General features: G+C 38.2%; 21 protein-coding genes. All 21 read left to right on the top strand.

The window, feature by feature from the left end; all coding sequences use genetic code 11:
* Positions 1–37: 37 nt before the first annotated feature.
* The 21 genes from BMW61_RS03185 (at position 38) to BMW61_RS03285 (ending at position 25,154) form a co-directional block, all read left to right on the top strand.
* Positions 38–268: a hypothetical protein gene (locus BMW61_RS03185; protein WP_091819759.1), complete on the top strand. Its 231-nt coding sequence runs from the start codon at positions 38–40 to the stop codon at positions 266–268.
* A 190-nt stretch (positions 269–458) separates the two neighbouring features.
* Positions 459–1,331, top strand: coding sequence for an Rpn family recombination-promoting nuclease/putative transposase (locus BMW61_RS03190; protein WP_091819760.1), 873 nt, complete (start codon positions 459–461; stop codon positions 1,329–1,331).
* A gap of 244 nt (positions 1,332–1,575) precedes the next feature.
* Positions 1,576–2,403: a glycosyltransferase gene (locus tag BMW61_RS03195; protein WP_139176188.1), complete on the top strand. Its 828-nt coding sequence runs from the start codon at positions 1,576–1,578 to the stop codon at positions 2,401–2,403.
* Complete coding sequence (locus BMW61_RS03200) at positions 2,400–3,275, top strand: ATP-grasp fold amidoligase family protein (RefSeq protein ID WP_091819766.1); 876 nt, start codon at positions 2,400–2,402, stop codon at positions 3,273–3,275. Before BMW61_RS03195 ends, BMW61_RS03200 begins: the two co-directional genes overlap by 4 nt.
* Positions 3,276–3,389: 114 nt before the next feature.
* Positions 3,390–4,268 (top strand): WaaS/CpsH family glycosyltransferase, encoded by an 879-nt coding sequence (locus BMW61_RS03205; RefSeq protein ID WP_175475078.1) that lies wholly within the window; start codon positions 3,390–3,392, stop codon positions 4,266–4,268.
* Positions 4,265–5,323 carry a CapA family protein gene (locus BMW61_RS03210; RefSeq protein ID WP_091819770.1) on the top strand — a complete coding sequence of 353 codons (1,059 nt, stop codon included), beginning with the start codon at positions 4,265–4,267 and terminating at the stop codon, positions 5,321–5,323. Before BMW61_RS03205 ends, BMW61_RS03210 begins: the two co-directional genes overlap by 4 nt.
* Before the next feature lie 4 nt (positions 5,324–5,327).
* Complete coding sequence (locus BMW61_RS03215) at positions 5,328–6,227, top strand: glycosyltransferase domain-containing protein (RefSeq protein ID WP_091819771.1); 900 nt, start codon at positions 5,328–5,330, stop codon at positions 6,225–6,227.
* Positions 6,228–6,262: 35 nt separating this feature from the next.
* The gene (locus BMW61_RS03220; protein WP_091819773.1) at positions 6,263–7,417 is read left to right on the top strand and encodes an EpsG family protein; all 1,155 of its coding nucleotides are present in this window, start codon (positions 6,263–6,265) and stop codon (positions 7,415–7,417) included.
* Positions 7,418–7,489: 72 nt separating this feature from the next.
* Entirely contained in the window at positions 7,490–8,641 is a 1,152-nt protein-coding gene (locus tag BMW61_RS03225; protein ID WP_091819775.1) for a glycosyltransferase, read from the top strand.
* Complete coding sequence (locus BMW61_RS03230; RefSeq protein ID WP_091819777.1) at positions 8,634–10,049, top strand: lipopolysaccharide biosynthesis protein; 1,416 nt, start codon at positions 8,634–8,636, stop codon at positions 10,047–10,049. Before BMW61_RS03225 ends, BMW61_RS03230 begins: the two co-directional genes overlap by 8 nt.
* Positions 10,050–10,611: 562 nt before the next feature.
* Positions 10,612–11,514, top strand: a complete 903-nt coding sequence (locus tag BMW61_RS03235) for an AAA family ATPase (RefSeq protein ID WP_091819778.1) — start codon at positions 10,612–10,614, stop codon at positions 11,512–11,514.
* 90 nt (positions 11,515–11,604) lie between these two features.
* Positions 11,605–12,126 carry a cysteine hydrolase family protein gene (locus BMW61_RS03240; RefSeq protein WP_091819780.1) on the top strand — a complete coding sequence of 174 codons (522 nt, stop codon included), beginning with the start codon at positions 11,605–11,607 and terminating at the stop codon, positions 12,124–12,126.
* 86 nt (positions 12,127–12,212) lie between these two features.
* Complete coding sequence (locus BMW61_RS03245; protein ID WP_091819782.1) at positions 12,213–13,364, top strand: FecR domain-containing protein; 1,152 nt, start codon at positions 12,213–12,215, stop codon at positions 13,362–13,364.
* 124 nt (positions 13,365–13,488) lie between these two features.
* Positions 13,489–14,814, top strand: coding sequence for an FxLYD domain-containing protein (locus BMW61_RS03250; RefSeq protein ID WP_091819783.1), 1,326 nt, complete (start codon positions 13,489–13,491; stop codon positions 14,812–14,814).
* Positions 14,811–15,422: a VanZ family protein gene (locus tag BMW61_RS03255; protein WP_091819784.1), complete on the top strand. Its 612-nt coding sequence runs from the start codon at positions 14,811–14,813 to the stop codon at positions 15,420–15,422. Before BMW61_RS03250 ends, BMW61_RS03255 begins: the two co-directional genes overlap by 4 nt.
* A 155-nt stretch (positions 15,423–15,577) precedes the next feature.
* Positions 15,578–16,690: an SH3 domain-containing protein gene (locus tag BMW61_RS03260; RefSeq protein WP_091819785.1), complete on the top strand. Its 1,113-nt coding sequence runs from the start codon at positions 15,578–15,580 to the stop codon at positions 16,688–16,690.
* Positions 16,691–16,693: 3 nt separating this feature from the next.
* Positions 16,694–17,683 carry a LacI family DNA-binding transcriptional regulator gene (locus BMW61_RS03265; RefSeq protein WP_091819787.1) on the top strand — a complete coding sequence of 330 codons (990 nt, stop codon included), beginning with the start codon at positions 16,694–16,696 and terminating at the stop codon, positions 17,681–17,683.
* A 258-nt stretch (positions 17,684–17,941) separates the two neighbouring features.
* Positions 17,942–20,248: a glycogen/starch/alpha-glucan phosphorylase gene (locus tag BMW61_RS03270; RefSeq protein ID WP_175475079.1), complete on the top strand. Its 2,307-nt coding sequence runs from the start codon at positions 17,942–17,944 to the stop codon at positions 20,246–20,248.
* A 101-nt stretch (positions 20,249–20,349) separates the two neighbouring features.
* Positions 20,350–21,474 carry a hypothetical protein gene (locus BMW61_RS03275; protein WP_091819788.1) on the top strand — a complete coding sequence of 375 codons (1,125 nt, stop codon included), beginning with the start codon at positions 20,350–20,352 and terminating at the stop codon, positions 21,472–21,474.
* Positions 21,475–21,632: 158 nt separating this feature from the next.
* Positions 21,633–23,840, top strand: coding sequence for an RNA polymerase sigma factor (locus BMW61_RS03280; protein WP_175475080.1), 2,208 nt, complete (start codon positions 21,633–21,635; stop codon positions 23,838–23,840).
* 165 nt (positions 23,841–24,005) lie between these two features.
* Positions 24,006–25,154 (top strand): hypothetical protein, encoded by a 1,149-nt coding sequence (locus tag BMW61_RS03285; RefSeq protein WP_091819791.1) that lies wholly within the window; start codon positions 24,006–24,008, stop codon positions 25,152–25,154.
* Positions 25,155–25,186 lie beyond the last annotated feature (32 nt).

A 25,186-nucleotide genomic window follows, 5' to 3' on the forward strand; every position in this document is an offset into this window, starting at 1 on the left:
TGGTATTTATATTATTTGAAGGTAGGAGGTTGATTAAATGAGCGATGATCAGAGAATAAAGTATATTTTAGATACCCTTGTCAGAATTGATAAGAAGCTTGGAAGCATAGATGAAAGACTGTATAGAATCGAGAGGATAATCAATAGTAATAATAACGGTGAAACTACTGATTACCTTTTTGAAGAAGAAAGTGAACTGACACGTGATATTATAAGAATTGCAGATGGATATGTAGGTCAATATAGTATAAAAAGAGATACAGAATAAGCAAGTCCTTAAATCGTAGTTTACATAAGAGGTACTTTATGTTAAATTAGCTCTTGTTGTTTGATTTGTATTAATTATTTATTCGCTTCGTCGAAGCAATCATTACAGGGTTTGTAACGATTTTTCCGGATTATAAATAATGACTTGAAAAGAAAATATGAAGAATTTTATAATTTAAGGAGAAGAATAATTGAAGAGATACGAAGATTTATGTTTCACTGATGACTTTATGTTTTGCAAGATTTTGCAGGAGAATGAAGATCTGTGTAAAGAACTTACGGAATTAGTTCTGGGCCGTAAGATAGGAAGAATTGTAAAAGCAGAGAAACAAAAATCCATCCAGATAGCACCGGATGGACATGGTGTGAGGTTTGATGTATATTTCGCAGATGATGAAAAGAATGTCTACGATATTGAAATGCAGAAGAACGACACAAAGGAAATACCGCTAAGAAGCAGATATTACCAAGGGATGATTGATCTTGATTATCTGGCTACAGGCAAAGAGTATAAGGAATTACCGCATACATATGTCATTTTTCTTTGCAAATTTGATTTGTTTGCACGAGGTTATCACAAGTATTCATTTGTTCCAAAATGCAAAGAAGTAGATGATTTATTACTGAAGGATGGAACAGATAGAATATTTATCTGTGCAGGTGGTAATAAGAATGATGTATCCGAGGATATGAATAATTTTATCGATTATCTTGCAGGAAACGTAGCGAATAGTGATCTTACTTCCAAGCTTGAGGGCAAGGTTAAGGAAGCAATCGAGAAAAACAGATGGAGGAAAGAATATATGACACTCCAGGAAATGATGAAAGACGAATTCGAAGAAGGCGTAAAACATGGAATAGAACAAGGAACAGATAGACACCTAATCGAACAGATATGCAAGAAATTGTCAAAGGGAAAGGATACAGCAACTATTGCAGACGAGGTCGAGGAAGATGTTTCTGTTGTTCAGAAGATTTGTGATGTCGCCAATCAGTATGCTCCGGACTATGATGTTGATGATATATTTAACGAATTGGAAGCTACAAAAAAGGCGTCTGTATGATTTGGCTTTTGGCTATTTAAGGTGGATTTTTAGGCCAATGACAAAACCCCATATTTAGCGTATAATATCCCTATAGAACTGCGTGTTCTATGGGGATTTTCTTATGTGGTTAACTTGATGAAAAAAGTTATTATTCGGGGGCATTTTATAATTTGATTAATCAGCGGCAGCGCGCCCGAATATTCGGCGTGGCTGCCGATTTTGACATTTTGTGGTTTTAATTATCTCTTGTAGGGTAAAAGATGTGGAAAAGTACAGCGTTTTGATGTCGGTTTATACAAACGAAAAATCGGCATTTTTAAAAGAAAGTATAGATAGTATGCTGAGGCAAACCGCTTTTCCGGATCAGTTTGTGCTTGTAAAAGATGGACCACTCACTACAGAACTAGAAGCAGTGATTAATGACTATTGTGAAAAATATCCCGGGCTGTTTACAATCATAGAATTGCCAGAAAATAAAGGCCTTGGAGTGGCATTGAACGAGGGGCTTAAGGTTTGCAGAAACGAGCTTGTTGCAAGGATGGACTCAGATGATATTTCTCTTTCTGATAGGTGTGAAAAAGAATTAAGGATTTTTGAAAAAAATCCGGAACTATCAATAGTCAGCGGACATATTGGAGAGTTTTCAAATGATCCTAAAAAAATAGTATCAGTACGTGATGTGCCTGAAAAAATGGAAGAAATAAAAAGAAGAATGCGAACGAGGAGTGCTTTTAACCATCCGGCAGTTATGTATAGAAAATCGCAAGTTGAAATAAATGGTGGATATGGTACTCAGAAAAGAAAGCAGGATCATGATTTGTTTTCAAGGATGATAAATCACGGGTGCTTGGCTTATAACATTCAGGAAATCATTCTTCTTTTTAGAGCAGGTGAAGATAATCTAAAAAGAAGAAAAAGCTGGGATAATTGCAAAAACTACATGATTGTGCAATGGGGTATTTTTAGAAGGCACGAATGTAGTTTATGGGATTTTTTATTTGTAATAATGGCACAAATGTTTTTTAGTTTGGCCCCAATCTTTGTAATTGATTATCTGACAAAGACTATGCTTAGAAAGAGTGTAAAGTGAAGAACGTTTTTACAAGAGTAGTAAAAGCTAAAATAGCAACTATGTTAAGCTTTGTTCCGGATGAAGTATATATAGAGTTGGTTTATTTTATAAAACTGAAAAAGATATTGAATATTAGAAATGCAACATCATTTAATGAGAAGATTCAATATAAAAAAATATATGATCATAATCCGGTATATACAACGTTGGTAGATAAATACAAGGTAAGAAATTATGTCAGTGATCGAGTTGGTGACAAATACCTAATTCCGTTACTTGGCGTTTGGGATAGTCCAATGCTCATAGATGTTAATGAATTACCGGAGGCATTTGTATTGAAGTGCAATCATGATTCTGGAACGGCTATCATTTGTGAAGATAAGACTAAGATTGATTTTGAAGACTGTAAAAGAAAGTTGAATAGCTATTTAAAAATAAACTACTATTACAAATCACGTGAATGGGCATATAAAAATGTAAAACCATGTATTCTGGCTGAAAAGCTAATTAGGGATGATAAAGGGGATTTGAGAGATTACAAATTCTTTTGTTTTGGAGGAACGGTGTTTTACATACAAGTAGATTTTGACCGTCAGACTAATCACACCAGGAAAATATATACGAGGAATTGGGAACCGCTGGATGTAAAAATAGAATATCCTATAAGCAAAATTGAGGCAGAAAGACCTAGAAATTTGGATGAGATGATCCATATTGCCGAGAGATTATCGGCAGGCCTTTCGGATGCACGTATTGACTTATATTCAGTCACAAATGGTGGTCAGGATTATGTCTATTTTGGGGAAATAACACTATATCATGGGTCAGGACTTGAGCACATAGTTCCAGAGACTTTTAATACCAGAATGGGGCAATTAATTAAGACGTAATTGATGGGGGATTTAATGTGGAAATATGTGATGGTTGGATTTGACTCCGACTATTTTAAATATAGCTTTGCTAATATGCGGAAAAGGGATAATTTCCTTTTTTTGGATAATTCGATGGGCAATGGTGTTTTATCAAAGATACAAGATGTTTGTGTTAGCGAATTAGTAAATAAGTATATCAATATTCCCTTAAAGCATATATGGATGAATGATTACTCAAAGTGGCTAAAATATTGTGAATATGATATTTGTTTTGTGTTTAGTAAAACTCAGTCATGGCTTTTATATTATAGTAACGGCATCTATATAGATTATTTAAGAAAAAAATACCCTACATGTAAAATAGTTTTGTACCTTGGCGATTTGATTTCTTCATATTACAAATTTGATGTGAATTTCTTTATAAATAAATGTGATTATGTAATTTCGTATGATTCAGAAGACGCTAGAAAGTACCATTTATTATATGCGCCTTTGCCATATAGCGAAGTAGATATTTCGAATGATGACGGTATACCAGAGTTTGATGTCTTTTTTTGCGGGAAAGCTAAGGATAGGTTGGATAAGATATATGAATTATATGATTATTTGATTAGTAGTGGTATGACAGTGCGTTTTTTTGTTACTGGCGTTGATAATAAATGTCAATGCAGAACTGATATAGTATTCAATAAAAAAATGAATTATTCCAGATATCTACAATACATGAAGAAAAGTAAAGCTATTGTAGAAATAAGACAGAGAGAAAGTGTTGGGGATACTCTCAGAGTTAAAGAAGCTCTCACGTATGGGAAACTATTGATAACTGATAATATAGAGATAAACACAAGAGAATATTATAACCCGAATCAGATATATATATATACCAGGAAAACTGGTATTAATCTAGAAAAGTTTAAAGATAATAAAAAATTAAATTTTGAAACTGTAATATTTGATGAACTATATATGATGCTTCATGAGATTTGTTACAAGGAAAATATAACAACATGAATACAAGGATTGCATTTCTTGGGGATATAGCTGTATTTGACCATGGCTTGTTGCAGAAAGATTGGAAGAAAATATTGTATGATGTACATGCTTATCTGGCTGGATATGATGTAGTTGTGGCTAATTTAGAAACGCCGATAACAGATAATACAAATACCAGAGTTATTAAAGGAATTCATCTTCGGACTGATAAACGTATAGTTGAAGTGCTTAAGTATTTGCATATTACACATGTTAATCTCGGTAATAATCACATTTATGATTTCGGTGAAAAAGGTGTAGCAGATACAGTTGATGTGCTTAGGGAAAATGGAATCCATTATTTTGGAATAGGGACAATGCCAAGCTATCTAGATTTGGATAGAAATATATCATTTCATTCATTTTGCTGTTATAGTGCAAATGGTGGGGGATATGGGAAAGTTGGAGGTGAGATACCGTTAACTGAGGAAGCGATAAATAAAGCATTAACAGAGGATTCTAATAATGATAGACTAAGTGTTTTGTGCTTGCATTGGGGTGATGAGTATTCTTGTTATCCGAACGCTAGACAAGTGGATTTGTTCCATCGAATAGCTAAACAATATAGGGTATTTATTCATGGGAGTCACACACATGTAATTCAAGGCATAGAAGAAGTAAGAAATTCCATGTGTATATATTCAGCTGGTAATTTTCTGATGGATAGGTGTATTTCTGCAAAAGACAAAAGTATTCAAATTTCACAAATTGAAGATAACAAGTTTTCTTTTATTGTTTCGCTAATGATTTCTGACAAAAGTATCAATGATTATACAACTGTAGGAACTTATTATGATGGTATAAGATTTGACTTAGTAGATAATAGTGAAAGGATTAAGAGACTATCTAATGAAATTCATAATTGTCATAATAAAGAATATATTTTGAAGTCACGGAATATGGCAAATAAAATGAAAAGACAGAATCTTGGGAAAAGAGATATTAAGTGGCTGCTTCAAAAGATGAATTACAATTCGCTGTTTGCAAAAATATTTTCGTATATTAACAGATGGAAATATATGAGGGCATATTAGTATAATGTTTAACCCATTGTCAGATGAAGAAAAATCTAGAATATCATACTTATTGAAAAATCTAGAATGTGAAAATGAAAATTACTTGCGGCTATTATACAATAGCCAGTATTACAAAACCAAAGTGTTATCAAATTATATTAGTACTGGTCAATTTTTATATTTGGCTAAACGTTTCTTTAGGCGAGATAAAAAGATAGAAGGAGCACAATTAAATGTAGATTATTTCTCTGATGAAAGAATCGCTATATATTCATGTGTGACTGGAAAATATGATTCTATCCAAAAACCAATAATATTACCAGATAATTGCGATTTTTATATGGTGACAGATGATCCTGAATCTGTAGAAAACTGCTGGAACTATATAGATGTTGATGAAATAGTTCCGGACAAAAGTATGTCACCTAAAGATAAGAATAGATTTGTCAAGATGCATCCGGATTATGTATTTAAAGATTATAAATATTCGATATACATAGATGGTAATATAAAACCAATTTCTGATTTTACTAAATATATAAATATGGTGGGACAATGTGGAATAGCAACATTTATGCATCCACACAATAGATGCGTTTATAAAGAGTGTAGAACGGTTTTAGAGAACAAAAAAGCATCTCGAGAAGAGATAGATAAGCATTTACAATTTTTTAAAAAGGAGGGGATGCCTAAAAACTTTGGATTTGCTGATTGTGGACTAATAGTAAGACGACATAATGATAAGATGTGTCGTACTTTTATGGATGAGTGGTGGGAACAGTACTGCCAATATTCGAAAAGAGATCAGATTTCATTTGCATATACTGCATTTAAGCAAGGAATACAAATGAGCGAGATAACAGTGCTAGGTAAAAATATGTACAAAGATTATGCGATTAGAAGATTACCACATTTTTTATAGATAAAATAATAAAGTTAAACATAGGTATGAAGTAAATGAAAGGAAAGTATGGCCTTTTATTACTAAGATGTCATACAAGGCTGGGCATGTTGTATGTTTATTCTTACCTTTTTATAGGGTTATTAGGAGTTCTGGTATACTATTTACCATCTGAAATTGTAGTAAATGGTGCATACAAAAAACATTCTTTAAAATCAATTTATATATATTATTTCATTATATTATTTATCCTAGGGCTTATCGCAGGGTTCAGGGCAGATACAGTAGGTGATGATACGCATGTTTATTCGGATGTTTTTCGTAGGGCGGTCTATGGACAATCTGTAAAAACCATCAGCGCGCATCATTTGAATATGGAGTCTGGATTTATTTGGCTGGCAAAATGTGTTTCAAAATTTACAGATAGCAGAGTCTTATTTTTCTTTATGGTTGCGTTCATAACGAATGCCGGTATTATATATTTTTTTCATAACAATTTTGATTTTCCTATGTTGCCGATACAAACATATATTGCTTTGCAATACTTAACAACTTTGAATGTCATGAGGCAATATTTAGCGATATCTATTGTATTAGTTTCTTTTGTACTTTATGAAAAGAAGAAATATTTAAAATTCTGTATAGTATTTTGGATTGCTTTTATGTTTCATAAGAGTAGTTTTTTGCTTTTGCCATATTTAGCAATTTCCAAAGCTAAGAATAAGAGAAAAATAGTACTATGGTTTGAAGCTATATTGATTACTGGCGGAGTATTGTTATTAAATAAGGATAATCTATATACTGTATTGAAATTTGTTAGATATGGAAGACTTATTTATTCCAAATATCTTCGCCCGTCAGAGAATGGATTAGGCATAATTAAATACATTTATCTAATAATTCTATTGGGGGGAGTATTGGTTTTCTTTATTTTTCCAAAGGATTTAGATGATAAATTTTATGTATTCTATTTCATGTCAGTATTTGCGACTATTTTTGCATTTTTGGCGCAAAGATACACAATAGTATCACGTGTTGCTGAAAGCTATTTGATATTTATAGACTTGCTTTTTGCATATATCTTTTGCGTCTTGTTTAAGAAGGTAAAAGGTAAACAATTAGCATATTTGGTAGTATATATAATACTTTTGATTCCTTTAATTCGATACTCATATGGATACACATATCAGGTTTATGACAGGTTTTGGTGAGTTTTATGAATAAAGATAATTGTAGTATTGGAAAATTACTATAATAGCAAAGTGCAATTGGGATGGAAATAAATGAAAAAAGTGTTATTTGACTTATATTCTTCTCAGCCTATAGATGATTCGAAGTTCCATGGCGGTGGAGAATACATAAAAGCCATTTTTAGACATGCAATAGAAGTAGCATACCATAATCAAACGAGTATATCTGTATTTTTTGATAATACAATATTTATAGATGAGTGGATTTTGGAAAGTATAGAGTCTGCTAAAATCAAGGTACATAATATTAGTAATATTAATGATGTGCAGAAAATATTGAATGAAAATGGGTTTGATATTTTTTTTTCCGGGTTACCAACTCGTTACTATAAGCTCATTATTCCACCAAAGACAAGATTTATAGGCACAATACATGGTCTGAGACCGATAGAATTATTAGCAGATAGATATTCTTATAAGTATTATTCGGGGATTCAATCTTATAAGATGAGATTACTTTATTGTTTAAAACGAATAAGAGTCAAAAAGGCTCTGGATAAATATGGAAAAACATTAGCTATATTAGATCAAATAATGACAGATTCTTTTCATAGTTTGTATTCGATAAAATGTTTTTTCCCAAATATAAATAAAGACATTAAGGTTCTTTATCCTCCTATCAAATATTATCAAAACAGTTCGCATAACAAGATCGATTTAGATTCGAGATACATATTGATATTAGGGATGAATAGATGGGAAAAAAATAGTTATAGAGCTATTTTGGCATTTGAGGATTTGTTTAGTAAGGGATTTCTTAAAGATTATAAGGTTGTAACTGTTGGTAGAATTTCTGACCAAGTGCAGAAGAAAATGCAATACAAGGAAAAGTATTATCAGTATGATTACGTTGAACCAGAATTTTTAGAAGAACTATATCGAAACTGCGATTTGTTTATCTATCCATCTATAAATGAGGGCTTTGGATATCCTCCGTTAGAGGCTATGAAGTATGGAATTACTTGTGCGGTCTCTGCTGTTTGTTCTATTCCTGAAGTATGTGGAGATGCTGTATACTATTTTAACCCATATGACATTAATGAAATTAAGAATAGAATATTGCAGTCTTTGGAAATGAAAAAAAATCCTGAATTGGTAAAGCGTCGATTTGATATGATATATGCAAAGCAAGAAGAAGACTTAGATAAATTGTGTAAATTAGTCTTTGTGGAGGAAAATGTCTAGAATAAATTCATTGATTAAAAATACAGGAATTTTATTCTTTGCAAGGATGTGTACGCAATTAGTGTCTTTTTTACTATTGCCATTTTACACGTCTCTTTTATCTACTGAAGAGTATGGACAGGCTGATATATATATAACCTTATCCATGATAATAATTCCATTTCTTACTATGCAACTGGAAATGGCATTATTTAGATATTATATCTCTTCAAAAAATGATGACGAAAAGAAAGGCGTTGTAAGCTGCGTATTTACTATGGTTGCGGCAGTTCTTTTTGTTGTTATTTGTATATATTCCATTATATTTAGATTTGTTTCCATTGATTATAAGTGGTATTTGATGGGATACTATTTATCACTTGCAATTTATAATGTGCTTGTTCAGCTATGTAGAGCACAAGGCAAGAACAAAGTATATGGAATGGCGAGCTTCTTAGTATCATTCATTGCAATTGTATTGAATATTCTTTTGATAGGCTATGTAGGACTGCGAGTTTCGGGCATTATATTATCATATATTATTGCATATATGATTTCTTGTATTTACATGGTTTTCAGAACAAATGCAATCGGGCATTTTGATTTGACTAAGGTTAAGACTAGACAATGTAAAAAATATCTTTCGTATTCCTCACCACTGATTGCAAATCAGATTTCCAGCTGGATAATTAACTATTCGGACAGGATTATTGTAACAAAAGTTTGGGGCGTAGGAGTAAATGGAATTTATGCTGTTGCAAATAAGTTTTCAAATGCTACAAACTCATTTTGGGGAACATATAATGTTGCATGGACAGAAAATGCAGTTAGGTGTATTGATGATCCGGATGCTAATGACTATATTTCATCGGTGCTAACAGTATCATTTAATTTATATTTAGTTGCCATAACCGGCATTTTGAGTATATTGCCGTTTGTTTTTTCTTTGCTTGTAAAACATGCATATTTGGAATCATATAATTATATTCCAATGCTACTTTTAGCCAGTTTTTTTTCGGGGATGGCTGCAATGGTAGGTAGTATTTATATTGCGATGGAAAAAACTAAAATGGTTAGTGTAACAACTTTTTTTGCTGCGATTTGTAATATAACCGTTCATATAGTTCTCCTAAGAACGTGTTATTTATACGCGGCAGCAATATCTTCTTTTGTAGCTTTTCTATTATTGTTTTTGTATAGGCTGATTTTTATTCGTAGATATAGAGATATAACTATTAAAATGAGCAAGGTGATTCTGCAAGGAATTATACTCTCTGTAGTATGGTATGCATATGTTACTAACAATAGAATCATTCTTGGATTAGGGATAGTTATTTCATTATGTAATGCTATCAGAATATGTCATATTTTAAAGAAAGAAACATTGGGGAAATCGAATCTGGATGATGGCACTATAGATGTTTTGTGAACAATAATATGGTGGATTGATTTTGCAGATAAATAATAATCAAATAAAAAACATGAATTCGTAGACCGCAGCACGAAATAAGAATTATTGCCACACGAACAAATGTGCGATAAAATAACTTGGGTGCTGCCAACAACGGTAGGCGGTTGGCTCTTTGCCGGAGTATATCATTCCGAGAACTCTCAGTATTGGGAGGGATGCGTATGAGAAATTTTGACGGGAGCAAACTTGGTGATAGAAATTGCGATTACTCTTGTGAGTATTGTAGTTACGATAGTAAGTATTATCGTGACGATCATCAGTATTTACAAAGAATCAAAAAAGTAAGCATCAAAAAAGACCGCCACGACTCCAAACGCTGCGGTCTTTTTTGATCTGTAGTAATTAACGGAGCCAACCGTCTATCGGTAGCACCTTTTATATGTATATAATATCATAACGAATTCTTTTTTCAAGCAAATACACAAGTACAACAGATAAAGGAGACAAACTATAGAAAACGCAGCAAGCTCACATTTTGCCGGATAGTAATATTCGAGATTCTTAGTATTGGGGGATACGTATGAGTAAGGAATCGAATGCATTAACAACTGATCAGCAGCGGGCAATGGAAGTCATGAGGACCGGAGCGAACATTTTTCTTTCCGGGATATCAGGAACGGGCAAATCCTTCCTGATAAATAAGTTTATCTCTGAGAGAAGAAACAGCAACATTGTGATTTGTGCGCCTACGGAGAAGAAGGCGACCGCAATCTGCGGAGATACGCTTCAGAGAATATTTGATATTCCGGGCAGAATCATCAAGGTGGGTGAGTATAACCACAAACCGGGAAGCATTCTGAATGATGCAGACATAATAATAATTGATGATATAAACAGCTGCAGGGTGGATGAGTTTGAGTATGTGATTCGGACTCTGCGCGATATTATTAAGAGAAAGAGCCTTGCGGAGAAACCTGATCATTACAATAAGCAGCTGATTCTGATCGGAGATTTCTATCAAAAACCGCCGAAGGTGAATGTTGAGGATAGGTCGGATTTCGTGACAGAATGGGGCTATAAGAGAGGTGAGGACCGCTTTGCGTTCAACTCATCTCTTTGGGATGACCTCTCACTCGTAAATGTCATTTTGAAAACGCCTGTAGGAAGCACGAAGACTCCTGAGTATATGGAGAGACTAAACAGGATCAGAATGAGCCGGGAGTCGGATGTGACCTTCGATATGCGTGAGACACTGCTTAGAACCACTAAGGCAGTTTTCGATTTTTATGTAAAAATCGCGGGCGAAGCGGTGTCAGATCTGTATGAAAGCAGAAAGATAGTTGCACGTGCATATTCCGGATGGAACGATGAGGAGGACAGAAAGGTTCAGGACGAGTGGGCGATGGGAATGGGCCTTGATGAAATAGCAAGAAGACATGGAAGAACTGTCGGAGCGATAAGATCGAGGCTTATGCAAATCTAGAGTTTTATGCTTTTCATGGAATTAAAAAAGTAAAATCTGCTATAATCATAGAGTTGATATCTACTGAATTCTATGGAAGGTGTATGAAAAATGAGAAAAATACTTGTAGTTGTAGACATGCAGAAGGACTTTGTTGATGGGGCGCTCGGAACAAAGGAAGCGGTAAGCATTGTTCCGAAGGTTGTAGAGAAAATTAAAAGCTATGACAAAAATGATGTGATTTTCACAAGGGATACTCATCAGACTGACTACATGCAGACTCAGGAGGGGGCGAATCTTCCGGTGGAGCACTGCATAGAAGGAACTCCCGGGTGGGAAATTGATGAGAATATAAAGGCACTCTCAGAAGGCGCAACAATTGTGGATAAGCCGACCTTTGGAAGCACGAAGCTTGCAGAGATGATAAAGGACATTGCAGCGAAGGAAGATATCGAGATTGAACTTATCGGTTTATGTACTGATATATGCGTGGTTTCAAATGCGCTCATGCTCAAAGCTTTTATGCCGGAAGTACCGATAAGTGTGGATTCATCCTGCTGCGCCGGAGTAACTCCGGATAAGCATGATGCGGCTCTCGAGACAATGAGATCCTGCCAGATAAAGGTGTACTAATTCATAAAAATATTACACTTATTTTATTTCAATTCTTATCAAAATATCGTATTATTTTCATATAGGCCTATGAGAAAGGTGGCGCTATGAGGGGAGAATACGATTATACGATTTATAGAGCAGCTCAGGCGGGCAAGAAATTGCTCGCGATTGCGGTTGCTCTTTTTTTGATTATAAGCTTTTCAGGAGATGCTATAGCTGCTGAAGTGAAGTCCGAGACTGAGAATGCAATAAGACTTACCTCCGGTAAGGGAACAATAACCATTACAGACAGCAGGGGCAAAAAGACAAAAGCCACAACCAAGATGCGACTTGATAACGGCAGCATGGTTACAACATCTTCAAAAAGCTTTGCGACTGTGAAAATCGACAGCACAAAGTACATTAAATTGGACAGCTTATCTAAGGCGGAAGTAAGAAAGAAGGAAGGCAAGGCAGAGGTTCTGCTGGACGCCGGTAATCTTTTTTTCAATGTGACATCAGCGCTTTCGGAAAATGAGATTTTCAATATTCGTACTTCAAATATGGTTATGTCTGTTCGTGGAACCTGCGCACAAGTGGAGATTCTGGATTCGAAGCATACCAGGGTGTCTCTTCTTGAGGGTAGTCTCCATTGTAAGATCACAAGCCTTAAGTCAGGGGAGAGCAAGACAGTGATCCTCCTTGCCGGGCAGGCAGCGGATTTTTATCTTTCGGGAAAAGGTGAGGGTGACTGCAAAATTGTCACAGAGGATGTGAATCCTGATGCTATAAGGGGATTCGTGCTTGAGGAACTCTTAAATGATAAGAGTCTTGCAAACAAGGTATTTCAGCAGAGCGGACTTGATTTCAGGAGTCTCACAAGTGATGTCGTAGAGTCTAGAATCAAAAAGGATCAGAGCACAGCTGTAAATACATCGGCAAAGGCAAAGGATGACTCTAAAAAAGCTATACAGATGGACTTTTTCAGAGAGCATGAGGAAGGAAAAATACTCTATACCACAGAGGGTGATGTTGTTATAATTCCGGAGCCTGTAAGTGAGGAGCAGATAGCAAAGGAGGCACCTCCGGCAGATCAGGCCTCTGCAGATAATTCATCCGATAATAATAGCGGCAGAGGACGCACTGTGATCAGAGAGATTTCAGCAAAATCGGGTCCGTCAGGTAGCGAGAGCGCACATTACAGAATTATTCCCAGTCCCACAGCAGTAGTTCTGTTTCATGCGTATGAGGGCGTAGGAACCTCCGCCAAGGATTAAATACTTTAGATGTCTCATAGGATATCCTCTCATCTGTCGAGAATCATTCTGGCATTAAAAGATTGAAACAGCCTCGGATGTTTATTACAATAAAATCGGAAGAATATTTTTTGAGGGGAACATTATGAAATATGCTTTTACTACATTTGCATTAATAGTGACGCTGCTTGGGGGATTTATTTTCGGCGCATATTATATGTATAGAAAGAACAACCCTCTTCCCGCCCAGCAGGTTAATGAGGCGCCCTCACAGGAGGAGGCCTTGGATAATTCGGCCTACTATGACAGTGACGGAAACTGGATTTTTAAGTACGGCGAGAGTGAGAGCGGCTATGGTGGAAGTGGCGATTCAGTTTCCACAGGCGCTGATGCTTCTGAGAACATCGATTATCGAATCACCGGAACTACCTTTGTCTATGAGGATGATGGTCTTTATTCCGGTTTTCACGCAGTAGTTACTATTGAGAATATTGGTAAGAGTAATCTCTATCTCGGCTCGGAATCGGTGTTTGATATAGAGGACAGAAACCTTGAGGTTGTGGATTCCTATGATTATGTCAGAGCAGTTCCTGATGTCATCGCACCGGGTGAGAAGGGCTATTTCTACGTTCCTTACGGTCAGATAAAAACGAGAGAGGACAGCGTAACCATTGAAGAGGGAGATCTTTCCGGAGATTCACCTGATCCTTCAGAGGCCAACAGTGCTCCCGCAAATGTAAACGGTGAGGATTTTAACGCTATAGATATAGATGAGCTTGAAAAAGCTCTTAAGGAGGAGGGACTGACCTCTTCTTCAATAAAGGATGTTGAAAAGATAGCAGTAAGCGCAGATAAGCTCATGGCAGCCGCAGATTCTGCCGGAGGAACTACTGTCGATGAAGCTGATCAGAGTAGTGGCGGCACAGAGCTTCTTCCCGCTGATGAGAATGGCGAAGAGATACCGCCTGAGGGACAGGCACCTGCTGAAGGAGCACCGGAGGGTACAGAGGAAGTTACCTCCGGCGATGCAGCTATTTCAGAGGACGGTCCAGCTTCTTCAGCAGCTGAGAGCTCATCCAAAGAAGAACAAAAGCCAAGTTATCCCGGACTCTCACTTTACAGAGTGCATGAGTACTTTATAATGCCCAACCTTGATGTTGAAAAGTGCGCGAATGATCCTCGCAGCGACTTCGATATAAGTAATATAATGTATGGAAGTAATACAAGCGGCTATTTCACTCTGTCTGCAGATGTTACCAATCTCTCCGACAGAAATGTTGATTATATTCCGGTTACGGTTGTTGCGCTTGATCGCAGGGGTAATGCGATCGCTGTAGGAAAGGATTCCATCACGGATTTTTATACCGGCGCAGTAAGAAGCTTCGGAGTAAGCTATATTCTCACAAGAGAGGAGCGCTCCAACATAGTTCAATGTGTTGTCTATGCAAGGGAAGCAGTTAGCAAGCAATGATAAGCGAATTAATTAGTAATTACGGTACACTCATCAAACAGGTACTATCGGATTTGGTGAGTGTAACTAAATATATGAATATAGGCATAGGGATCGCCCTGATGTACGGGGCGGTCTATTTGTTGTACGTTGTAATATGTAAGCTTTTGGGAAAAGAGAGAAAGCTTACCACCGGACATGCAGTTGCGGTTTTCGCTCTGCTGATTTATTTAACGGCAACTCTTTTCATAGTATTCATGAGCAGAGAACCCGGGCAATATGAGGGTGTAAATCTGGAACTGTGGTCCTCCTGGGGCACGACGACTTTAAAGAGAGCGATGTTTATTGAAAATATCATCATGTTCATTCCGATGGGAATACTGTTGCCGAGTGCTTTTAGGAGGTTAAGGAATCCTTTTGTGTGTGTATTCACCTGCGCTGTTCTCTCTGTTTTTATCGAGCTGATTCAGTTTGTAAAAGGGCTTGGAATCGCAGAGTTGGACGATGTTGTGACTAATACAGCAGGAGGTGCCATAGGATGGCTTATTTGGGGCATTTTCTGCGTGATAGGGCTGATTGTCACGCGTATTTTCGGGAAAAAAGAGGAAGAAGAGAAAAAGAAAAGCTAAAGAAAAATATTACAAAAACTTGACGAATGTGTAAAATTGGAGTAATATCTCGAACTATGGGGAGCAGTATCGCTCCCTATGTCTGTATTTAAGCACATTTTGCAACCTTTAAACTTGTTTCTCATAGGAATTTCAAGGAGTTTAACAGTATTTTTATGAAAAGAACAGGTAACAGGAACAAAAACGTCAGGAAATTTATCCCGGCAGCACGAATCGTGTTTGCCGCTTCCATACTTCTTATAATAGTACTTCTTGTTCAATTTGGTGCGAAGGCCATTGATGAGAAGGGTGCTATCGAAACTAAACAGGAGACTATCCACGTGCCGGCCGATAATACGGCAAGCGCTGCAGATAGCAGTTCCCTGACCGTGGGAATATTCACCGCTCTCAATGCCAAGGCAGCCGATACCCAGACTATTGTGAAGGAAGGTATTACAGGAAAAGAGATTGAGGAGACAGAAACTCCAAAGGCAGATACTATAAAGGAAGAAACTGTAGAGGCAGAATCTGAGGAGACAGACGCATCGGATATCGACTATATGGTAACCGACTATGCGATAACCGTTTATGAAAATGTAAAGAATTACTATTCAAATGATCGTGTCAACATCAGAACAGGTGCGGGCATTATGTTTGACAGACTGGATACAATTTCCAGAGATTCAAAGGTAGAAGTTCTCGGAGAGACCGATAACGGATGGTATCAGGTAAAGCATGATGATGAAGTCGGATATATCAAGATGGATTATCTTCAGGAAGAGGAGCCGGGTACCGAGTACATTTTTGCCGGCGATTCCAGAACAGTTCAGATGAGTCAGGCCGTTGATAAGGATGACTACGAATGGATTGCCAAGGTGGGTGAGGGCTTCTCATTTTTCTCTAATGAAGCGGTTCCGAAGATCGATGCTGAGGCAGGAAGCGGAAGCACAATTATCATCAACTATGGCGTAAATGACCTTTACAACGCCGAAAAATATATTAAACTTATAAATAAGAAGGTAGATTCATGGATAGCTGCAGGCGCCACTGTTTACTACGCGGCGGTTACTCCTGTAAGTGATTATCCCACTATCACCAATTCAGATATCGAAGAATTCAACAGTGAGATGAAAAGCGGGCTTGATAGCAGAATTGGATGGCTCGATGGGTATTCATATCTCCAGAATAAGGGATTTTCATCAGGTGATGGCCTTCATTATAATTCAGATACTTATAAGACGCTGTATACATACTATATGAATCAGGTTGCAGCGCAGAAGGAAGCATGATACATGGTATCCATTAAGGATGTGGCAAGAGAAGCGGGAGTTGCCATTTCAACAGTTTCTAAGGTTTTAAATCATTATCCGAACATAAGTGAATCAACTCAGAAGAAGGTTATGGAGGCAGTTGACCATTTAAACTTCGTCCCTAACCAGGTTGCGGCTGCGCTGTCCTCGAAGAGATCGGGAAGGATAGCGCTTCTTTTGAAGTTAAATATGAAGACGCAGGCGATAGATGAGATAGATATGCAGTATATCTCAGGTGCTCTCGCCATGGCTCAGGAGAAAAAGCTCGATGTCATAACTGTGTTCTATTCTGTTATTGCTGAGATGAATTTAGAGGAGATGATCAGATACTTTGCGTCTCAGAGTATCAGCGGAATAGTCATTTTCGGAATGAACAACGATGATAAGGTTCTTCATCAGCTGGTTGATTCACAGAAATTCAAGATAGTTGTGGTGGACGGCGCCAATATAAATGAAAACACATCAGTTGTGGGCGTTGATCATTATCAGGCTCAGTATGATGTAGCTGAGAAGACTATACGCGAGAATAAGTGTAAGAAGATTCTCTACATAGCCGGTATGAGAGACAGTTTCGTTACTGACGAGAAGATAAGAGCAATGGAGGATCTTGCGAAAAAGAAGAAGCTTAAGCTTTTCATCCGCAATGGCGACTTCTCCGAATTAAAGGCGCGAAATCTTACTCTTAAGTATGCAAAGAACAGGGATGTGGTTGTCTGCGGTTCCGACTTAATGGCAATTGGTGCGATGAAAGCCCTTATCGATATGGATATTTTCAGACCGGTCTGCGGTTTCGACGGTATCATTCTGATGGGGTACGTTGGTAAGCAGATGAATACGGTTAAGCAGAATTTCAACAATGTTTCAGCCGAGGCAGTCTGCGAATTGAACCGCCTCCTCAACGGCTCCGCCGGCAGGAAGGTCCGCCTACCTCATACATTAGTTAGACTTAAATATGAAGACATCATCTGTTAAACCTATTGCAGTGCGAAGAATATAAAAATGATCAGGCTGTGCTTGCACAAAGCTTGATCATTTTTATTTTCTTCATAGGGCGGTAGCCCTACAACGAGGAATCATTGATTCCGAGTCTGCAATAGGTTCTGTTATTCAAAGAATACAACAGTCAAAAAAAATTTCGAAAAAATTAATATTGCGGAAAACGTTTTCGCATGATATGATATATTCAGTTTTGGAGAAAACGTTTTCTCCAAAAAGGCGAAAGGAGGAATTATGAGTCAGCACAGTAATTTACAGCAGGACGTTTTAGTAACCAATATGGAGGAGTCACTTAGCGGCATTGCGAACGAGAAGTTCGGCAAGAGCCTTAAAGATTTGAGCGATAAGGAGACCTATGTTGTTCTTCTTGAGTACTCAAATCGTCTTATGGATGTAGCGCAGATTACAGGCGGCGAGAAGAAGATATATTATATTTCAATGGAGTTCCTTATCGGAAAGCTCCTTTCAAATAACCTTATCAACCTCAGAATCTATGATAAGGTAAGCGAGATTCTTGAAAAGAACGACAAGAGCCTTGCAGCCATCGAGGAGTGCGAGCCCGAGCCTTCACTTGGTAACGGCGGTCTCGGAAGACTTGCAGCATGTTTCCTTGATTCCATTGCAACTCTTGGACTTTCAGGAGAGGGTATCGGCCTTAATTACCACTATGGTCTCTTTAAGCAGGTGTTCAAGGACAATCTTCAGACTGCAGAGAAGGATGCGTGGATTGAGAAGGAATCCTGGCTTGAGAAGACAGACACCACCTTTGAGGTAGCTTTTGGTAAAAAGAAAGTCGTTTCAAGACTTTATAACATGAATGTTGTCGGCTATGACACAGGCGTTAACAAGCTCAGATTATTCGATGTTGAGACAGTTGACGAGAGCCTTGTAAAGAAAGGCATCACTTTTGATAAGGAAGAGATCGAGAAGAATCTTACACTTTTCCTCTATCCCGATGATTCCGATGAGGCGGGCAACCTCCTTAGAATTTATCAGGAGTACTTCCTTGTAAGTAATGCAGCTCAGCTCATCCTGAAGGAGCAGAAGGAGCATCAGTATGACCTTCGCGAGCTCAATAAGCATGCAGTTATCCAGATCAACGATACGCACCCCACAATGATTATTCCCGAACTCATCAGAATTCTTGTTGAGGATAAGGCATTTTCAATGGATGATGCCATCGATGTTGTATCTAAGACCTGCGCTTATACAAACCATACAATCCTCGCAGAGGCACTTGAGACATGGCCTCTTAAGTATATTGAGAAGGCTGTTCCGCAGCTCGTTCCTTATATAAAGGAGCTTGATAAGAGAATCCGCGCTAAGGTTAAGGATCCTGCAGTTCAGATCATTGACAAGGATAAGAAGGTACACATGGCATTTATTGACATCCACTACGGTTTCTCCGTAAATGGTGTTGCTGCCATCCACACTGAGATTCTGAAAAACTCAGAGCTTAATGATTTTTACAAGCTATATCCTGAGAAGTTCAATAACAAGACAAACGGCGTAACCTTCAGAAGATGGCTTATGTCCTGTAACCATCCTCTTACTGAGTTCATCTCTGATAAGATCGGTGACGGATTCAAGAAGGATGCTGATAAGCTTGAGGATCTCCTTAAGTTCATCGACGATCAGGAGACTCTGGATAAGCTTGATGCCATCAAGCATCAGAAGAAGGAAGAGCTCGCTGATTACCTTAAGAAGAAGGAGAATGTTGAGGTTGATCCTAACTCCATCTTCGACATTCAGGTTAAGAGACTTCATGAGTACAAGCGTCAGCAGATGAATGCCCTTTACATCATCCACAAGTATCTGGAGATCAAGGGCGGCAAGAAGCCCGCGCGTCCCATCACATTCATTTTTGGTGCGAAGGCTGCTCCCGCTTATGTAATTGCGCAGGATATTATTCACCTGCTTCTCTGCCTTCAGGAGATCGTTAACAATGATCCCGATGTAAAGGATTACATGAAGGTTGTTATGGTAGAGAACTATAACGTAAGCTATGCTGAGAAGCTTATCCCCGCTTGTGATGTATCCGAGCAGATCTCACTTGCAAGTAAGGAAGCTTCAGGAACAGGTAACATGAAGTTCATGCTTAACGGTGCAGTTACTCTTGGAACCGATGACGGTGCAAACGTAGAGATTCACAATCTCGTAGGTGATGATAACATTTACATCTTCGGTATAAGCGCGGATGAAGTTATCACTCATTACAAGAAGGCAGACTACGTTTCAAAGGATTACTACAAGAAGAGCAAGGTCATCAAGGAAGCAGTTGATTTCATCACATCCAAGCAGTGCCTTGCAGTGGGCCACAAGGAGAACTTGAAGCGTCTCCAGGATGAGCTCCTTAAGAAGGACTGGTTCATGACTCTTATCGATCTCGAGGATTATATCCGTGAAAAGGATTTGATTTTCGCAGACTACGAGAACCGTGATAAGTGGAAGAGAATGATGCTTACCAACATTGCAAAGGCCGGCTTCTTCTCATCAGACAGAACAATTGAAGAGTATAACAGAGACATCTGGAAACTTTAATAATCACCCCGCCTCAAAAGCTTGAGGCGGGATTTTTTTAGGGAAAATGTGATAAAATAGAGCAATGTGCAGGGGAACATAAGATTAGGAGGAATTTGGGTTTGAAAAAAAGTTTTGCTAAAAGTATTATTACTCGTTCACTTTCAATATTGATGGCGGCCATGATTTTATTGATGGCGCCAATCACGTCTTACGCAGAGGGCTCCGATCCAGTTTATGATTCCATGACGCTTCGCTCCGAATCGATGAGTGATTTCATGATCAAGGCGAATAGATATTACGGACACATTCTTAGTGATACTTCATCCCCTGAATCAAAGAGAGTGCTCTCAATGGGGGCGGTTTATCTGACAAGCGGGGAGACACTTCCTGAGAAGTTCACGGTTTATCTGGGTAAAATAAAACTCTTTGCATATTCGCTTTCAAAAAGAAAATGGATTGTCATCGACTCACAGCCATATCCCAGTGGAATTCGAGTTTATACTCTTCCGTGGAAAAATTCCAAGTCTAAAAAATGTAACAGCATAACCTATACTGACAGCTATGCGAAGGTAGACCTTACTGCGGATGAGATGAAGAACTGCGTGCTGCACTTTTGGGGAAAAACGGCATCGATTGATAAGTCGGATTACCTCTTCTATGCATGCGGCTTTGAATTCTGGACTGATGAAGCTGCTGCAGGCAAATTCACGGCAACCAGCGGAATTGATACCAAGAATGCATCGGGTTCGCAGACTGTAACCCAGCTCTACTCATCACGCGGACTTACGACGCAGACTTATAAGAGAATCCAGTGGGGACACACTGTTCCTAACGACGTTTATTCGAAATACAAAACCTCTACGCTTAATGCTCTTTTCGAAAACGGACAGCTTGAACCCGGACTTTATACGGGAACAGAGCCCAAGGGGACGGTACCTGTCGATCCCTATATGAAAAAGACAAAGCTAAACGATGTCATCACCGGAAAATCGGCACTAAAGCTCAAATGGAAAAAAGTGAAATCCGGAATCGATGGCTATGAAATTCAGTTCAGCACTAACAAGAAATTCAGAAACAAGGTGGGTTCGATTTTTATAGATAAACCGAATGCCACGGCCAAGAAATTTAAGCACATAAAATATGGTAAGAAATTCTATGTGCGCATACGTACTTATAAAAATGTTGGAAGGCAGAAAGTTTATTCCAAGTGGAGCAAAAAAGTAGGGGTAAAATTAAAGAAATGACAACAAAATAGGGCACCCTCTGCTTATCATAAACAATATTAGAATTTTTTTATAGATGTAAAACCAAACGACTTTTCAAGGGTACTAATAAGTAGAACCAGGGAAAGGAGGAGAGCGGTTTCGACAACTATAAGATAATAAATATGGAGATGTGTAGAATGGATGAAAAGCTTATAAGAGCCATTGAGGATATGGCGGCGGGAAAAGAAGAGGGCTTCAATGCGGTATATTCAACAACCTACAATCACGTTTATTTCCGTGCAAAGGCATACATGAAGGATGAGGCTGATGCGCAGGATCTGACGCAGATTGTTTATATTGAGGCCTACAAAAACATAAAGAGCCTGCAGAATGCGGAGTCTCTTTTCGGATGGTTGGACGGAATCTGCCATAATCAGGGAATGAAAATCTTTCGCAAGAAAAAAGATGTGCTTCTAAATGGCGATGAGGAAGGAAATGATATCTTCGAGACACTTGAGAGTAATGACCTCACGTCACTGCCTGAGCTGTCGGCAGATCAGAAGGAAACAAGCAGGATAATTCAGGAGTTCATCGATGAGCTTCCGGAGGTTCAGAAAGCTGCGGTTATCGCTTATTATTTTGATGGTTTTTCAGTCGGAGAAATTGCGCAGATGCAGGATTGCTCGGAGGGAACGGTTAAGAGCCGCCTGAACTATGCGCGCAAATTCCTCAAGGATAAGGTTGAGGGAACAGAAAAGCGAGACGGTATCAGACTTCACGTTGTTGCACTTCCTACTTTGTACTATGCTATCAGGCTTATGTCAGAGAATACGAAGCTCTCCGCAAAGGCTGCAGAGGGCATCTATGCGGGAAGCTGTGCGCAGGTCGGACTTACACCCGGAGCTATCGCACTTGGAAACGCAGGAGCAGGAATGTCAGCAAATATGGCTGCTGCAGGTTTTGCAAAAGCGGCAGCAACCGGATCAGTTGCAGGAGTTAATGCCGGTGTGGAAGCTTCTTCGGGAGCAGCAGCCGGAACAGCAGGAGCTGCGGTCGCAGGTACAGCAGGTGCTGCTACAGGTGCCGGAATATCAATGGGCGTGAAAGCTCTGATAATCGCCGGAGCAATTCTGGTCGGAGCTGGCGCAGGTGCCGGAGCAACTTATTATGTTGTAGAGCAGAACGCTGCAAAAACAGAGAAATCAGCAGATGCGAGTGATGAGGATCTGGATGGGTTAGCGGAAGCGGTTAATCAGGGGGATTCTGAAGGACAATCCAATGATTCTCAGAATCAAGATGGCACAATACCATCAGGAAGTGGAGAAAACAATGATGGAAATAATGATGAAAGCCCGGATAATACATCTGATGATGTAACCCTTACAGAAGATGAGAAAATTCAGATTGTTGATGCCATCGGCTTTTATTCACAGGATTGGCTGGACGCAGGGAACTTTGTATTTTGTGCAAGATTGTATGCTGTATATACATTATGGAATAACCCTGAAGGAAAAAAGGCCTTCCCTTGGAAAAAGGATGATAAACTGGACGTTCCTTTTGTAAAGGATTTCTATAATGCCCTTGGTATAGAAATACCCGTTGATTACGATTTTGATGATAATGGCGTCACTGTCGACTCTGACAATCTGCTCGGAGAAGGCGAATTGGCAATGGACTATTATGCCTATGAAGGACTTGATATAAAAAATAATGGCGACGGAACATATACGTTGACCGGACAGTACAGTTGGAAATCATTGGATGATGAACCCGGGGCAGCACCCAGTTTGTTTCCCTTCACCGCAACAGCTGTAAAGGGTGGAAATCCGGATATTTTCGGTGGCCTTATCATTAAGGATTGCAGCACTTTTGACTATTCGAAATGGAAAGTAAGCAGTTCGAAAGTATCAATGAATTCGGAGCTTATGGCGAAAAAGGCAGCTGAGCTTATAAAGCAAAAGCAGGCGGAAGGAATAATTGATAGCTATTATCCACTTTACTTTGTGTATGATGTTACGGCTGATGGTATTCCGGAGTTTATAGTCCAGCAGGGAACCTGTGAGGCTGATTACATGATGAACATTTACACCTGGGTGGATGCTAAATCCGATTGGATTAAAATGGGAGAAACTCTGGGAGCTCATGTTGGTGATTACTGGGGAAAGAATTCACATGATGGCTTCTACGGATCTTCGGTGCACATGGGATATGAATTCGTATATGATTATGATGGTAAAAGTAATACCACAAATCAGATATATGAAGGCGAAGTTGAATGGATAGACTATCCAAATGGTGATTCGGATATTAAAACCCTGTATCAACCAACGGATGCTACATTACTCACGTTTTATTCAGACACCTCAGCCGGTGTGATTAAGTCTGTAATTGAAAGCGCAAAATAAATTAAGCAGAGTTAAAGGAGGCAGTTGTAGTTTAGTCTACAGCCACTTTTTTCGTGCAAAAAAAATTTTTTTAAAAATTTTTCAAAAATATAAAACCAAATCAAAACCCGCCGGTACTTATAGATAGAACAACAAAAATAAGATAAGGAAAAGAGGGAAACGAAGATGAAGAAAAATGGATTATTAAAAAGGACAGGAGCTCTGCTTCTTGCAATGTTTATGTCAGTTGCATCTTTTAGCACATTTGCTCCTGAGACAAAGCTTACAGTTAAGGCAGCAGGTGAGACACAGGATACGGCAACTGTGCTAACGCCTAATTCAGAATGGACAGCATGGACACCACTTGTTGATGGAGGAACACACTTCTACAAAGTGGTTTTGGCTGAAGATGGGGAGCTTACATTAAGTGCTGCATTTAAGAATTGTTATGGCGTGAACGCATTTCTTCGTAAAGAGAAGAACACTGATATCTTGTGTCATGTACAAACTATTTTCGGGACAGAAGAAGATGCTCCTGTTACAGAATCCGATAAACGTGTTTTGTCAGCGGGAACTTACTACATTGAAGTTACTGGAAAGGGTGTCAGAAATAAAGATAAGGGTAATGGTTATCAGAACTATAAGATAAAGACCAGTTTTAATAGTTACGGAACATCTGAAAGTGTCGAAGATAGCTATGATAATCCTAAGGAATATACAATCAATACTGTAGCTACAGATGCATTTACTTGGACAGAGAACATGGATTGGTACAGATTTAATGTAGATAAAGAAGGAAAGTATATTTTTAGCATTACCAGTTATGGTTTTGAAGGTGGATCAATAACCTGTAATGCTAAAATAATGAATTCTGATTTGACAGAAGAAAAGCTTTCGCTTGAAAGAAATGGAGGATATACTCAGGAGATTAAAACAGGAGATGCTTATCTTACTCCCGGAGTGTATTACATAAAGCTTGAAGGCAAAAACACAAAATATTCTTTTTCTGTAAAGGGTTCTACAATCAAAAAGAGTAAAATAACAAAAGTAAAGTCACCCAAGAAGAAAAAGGTAGAGGTTACCTTCAAGGAAGCAAAAGATGCTAATGGCTATCAGATTCAGTACTCAACTGACAAGAATTTCAAAAAAAATGTAAAATCAAAATCTTTTGAGAATGATAAGGCTGAGAGCATTGGAAACGGTTACAGAAAAATCACCATTGGCAAGCTTAAGAGACATAAGAAATACTATTTTAGAATCAGAGGCTATGTAGAATCAAACAAGTCAAGATTTTACTCAGACTGGTCAAACGTAAAGAATACAAAAATAAAATAAATGTAATAAACATTCAAAATCCGGGAAGCTTT

It is taken from the genome of Butyrivibrio sp. ob235 (assembly GCF_900109475.1).
Classification (GTDB): domain Bacteria; phylum Bacillota; class Clostridia; order Lachnospirales; family Lachnospiraceae; genus Butyrivibrio.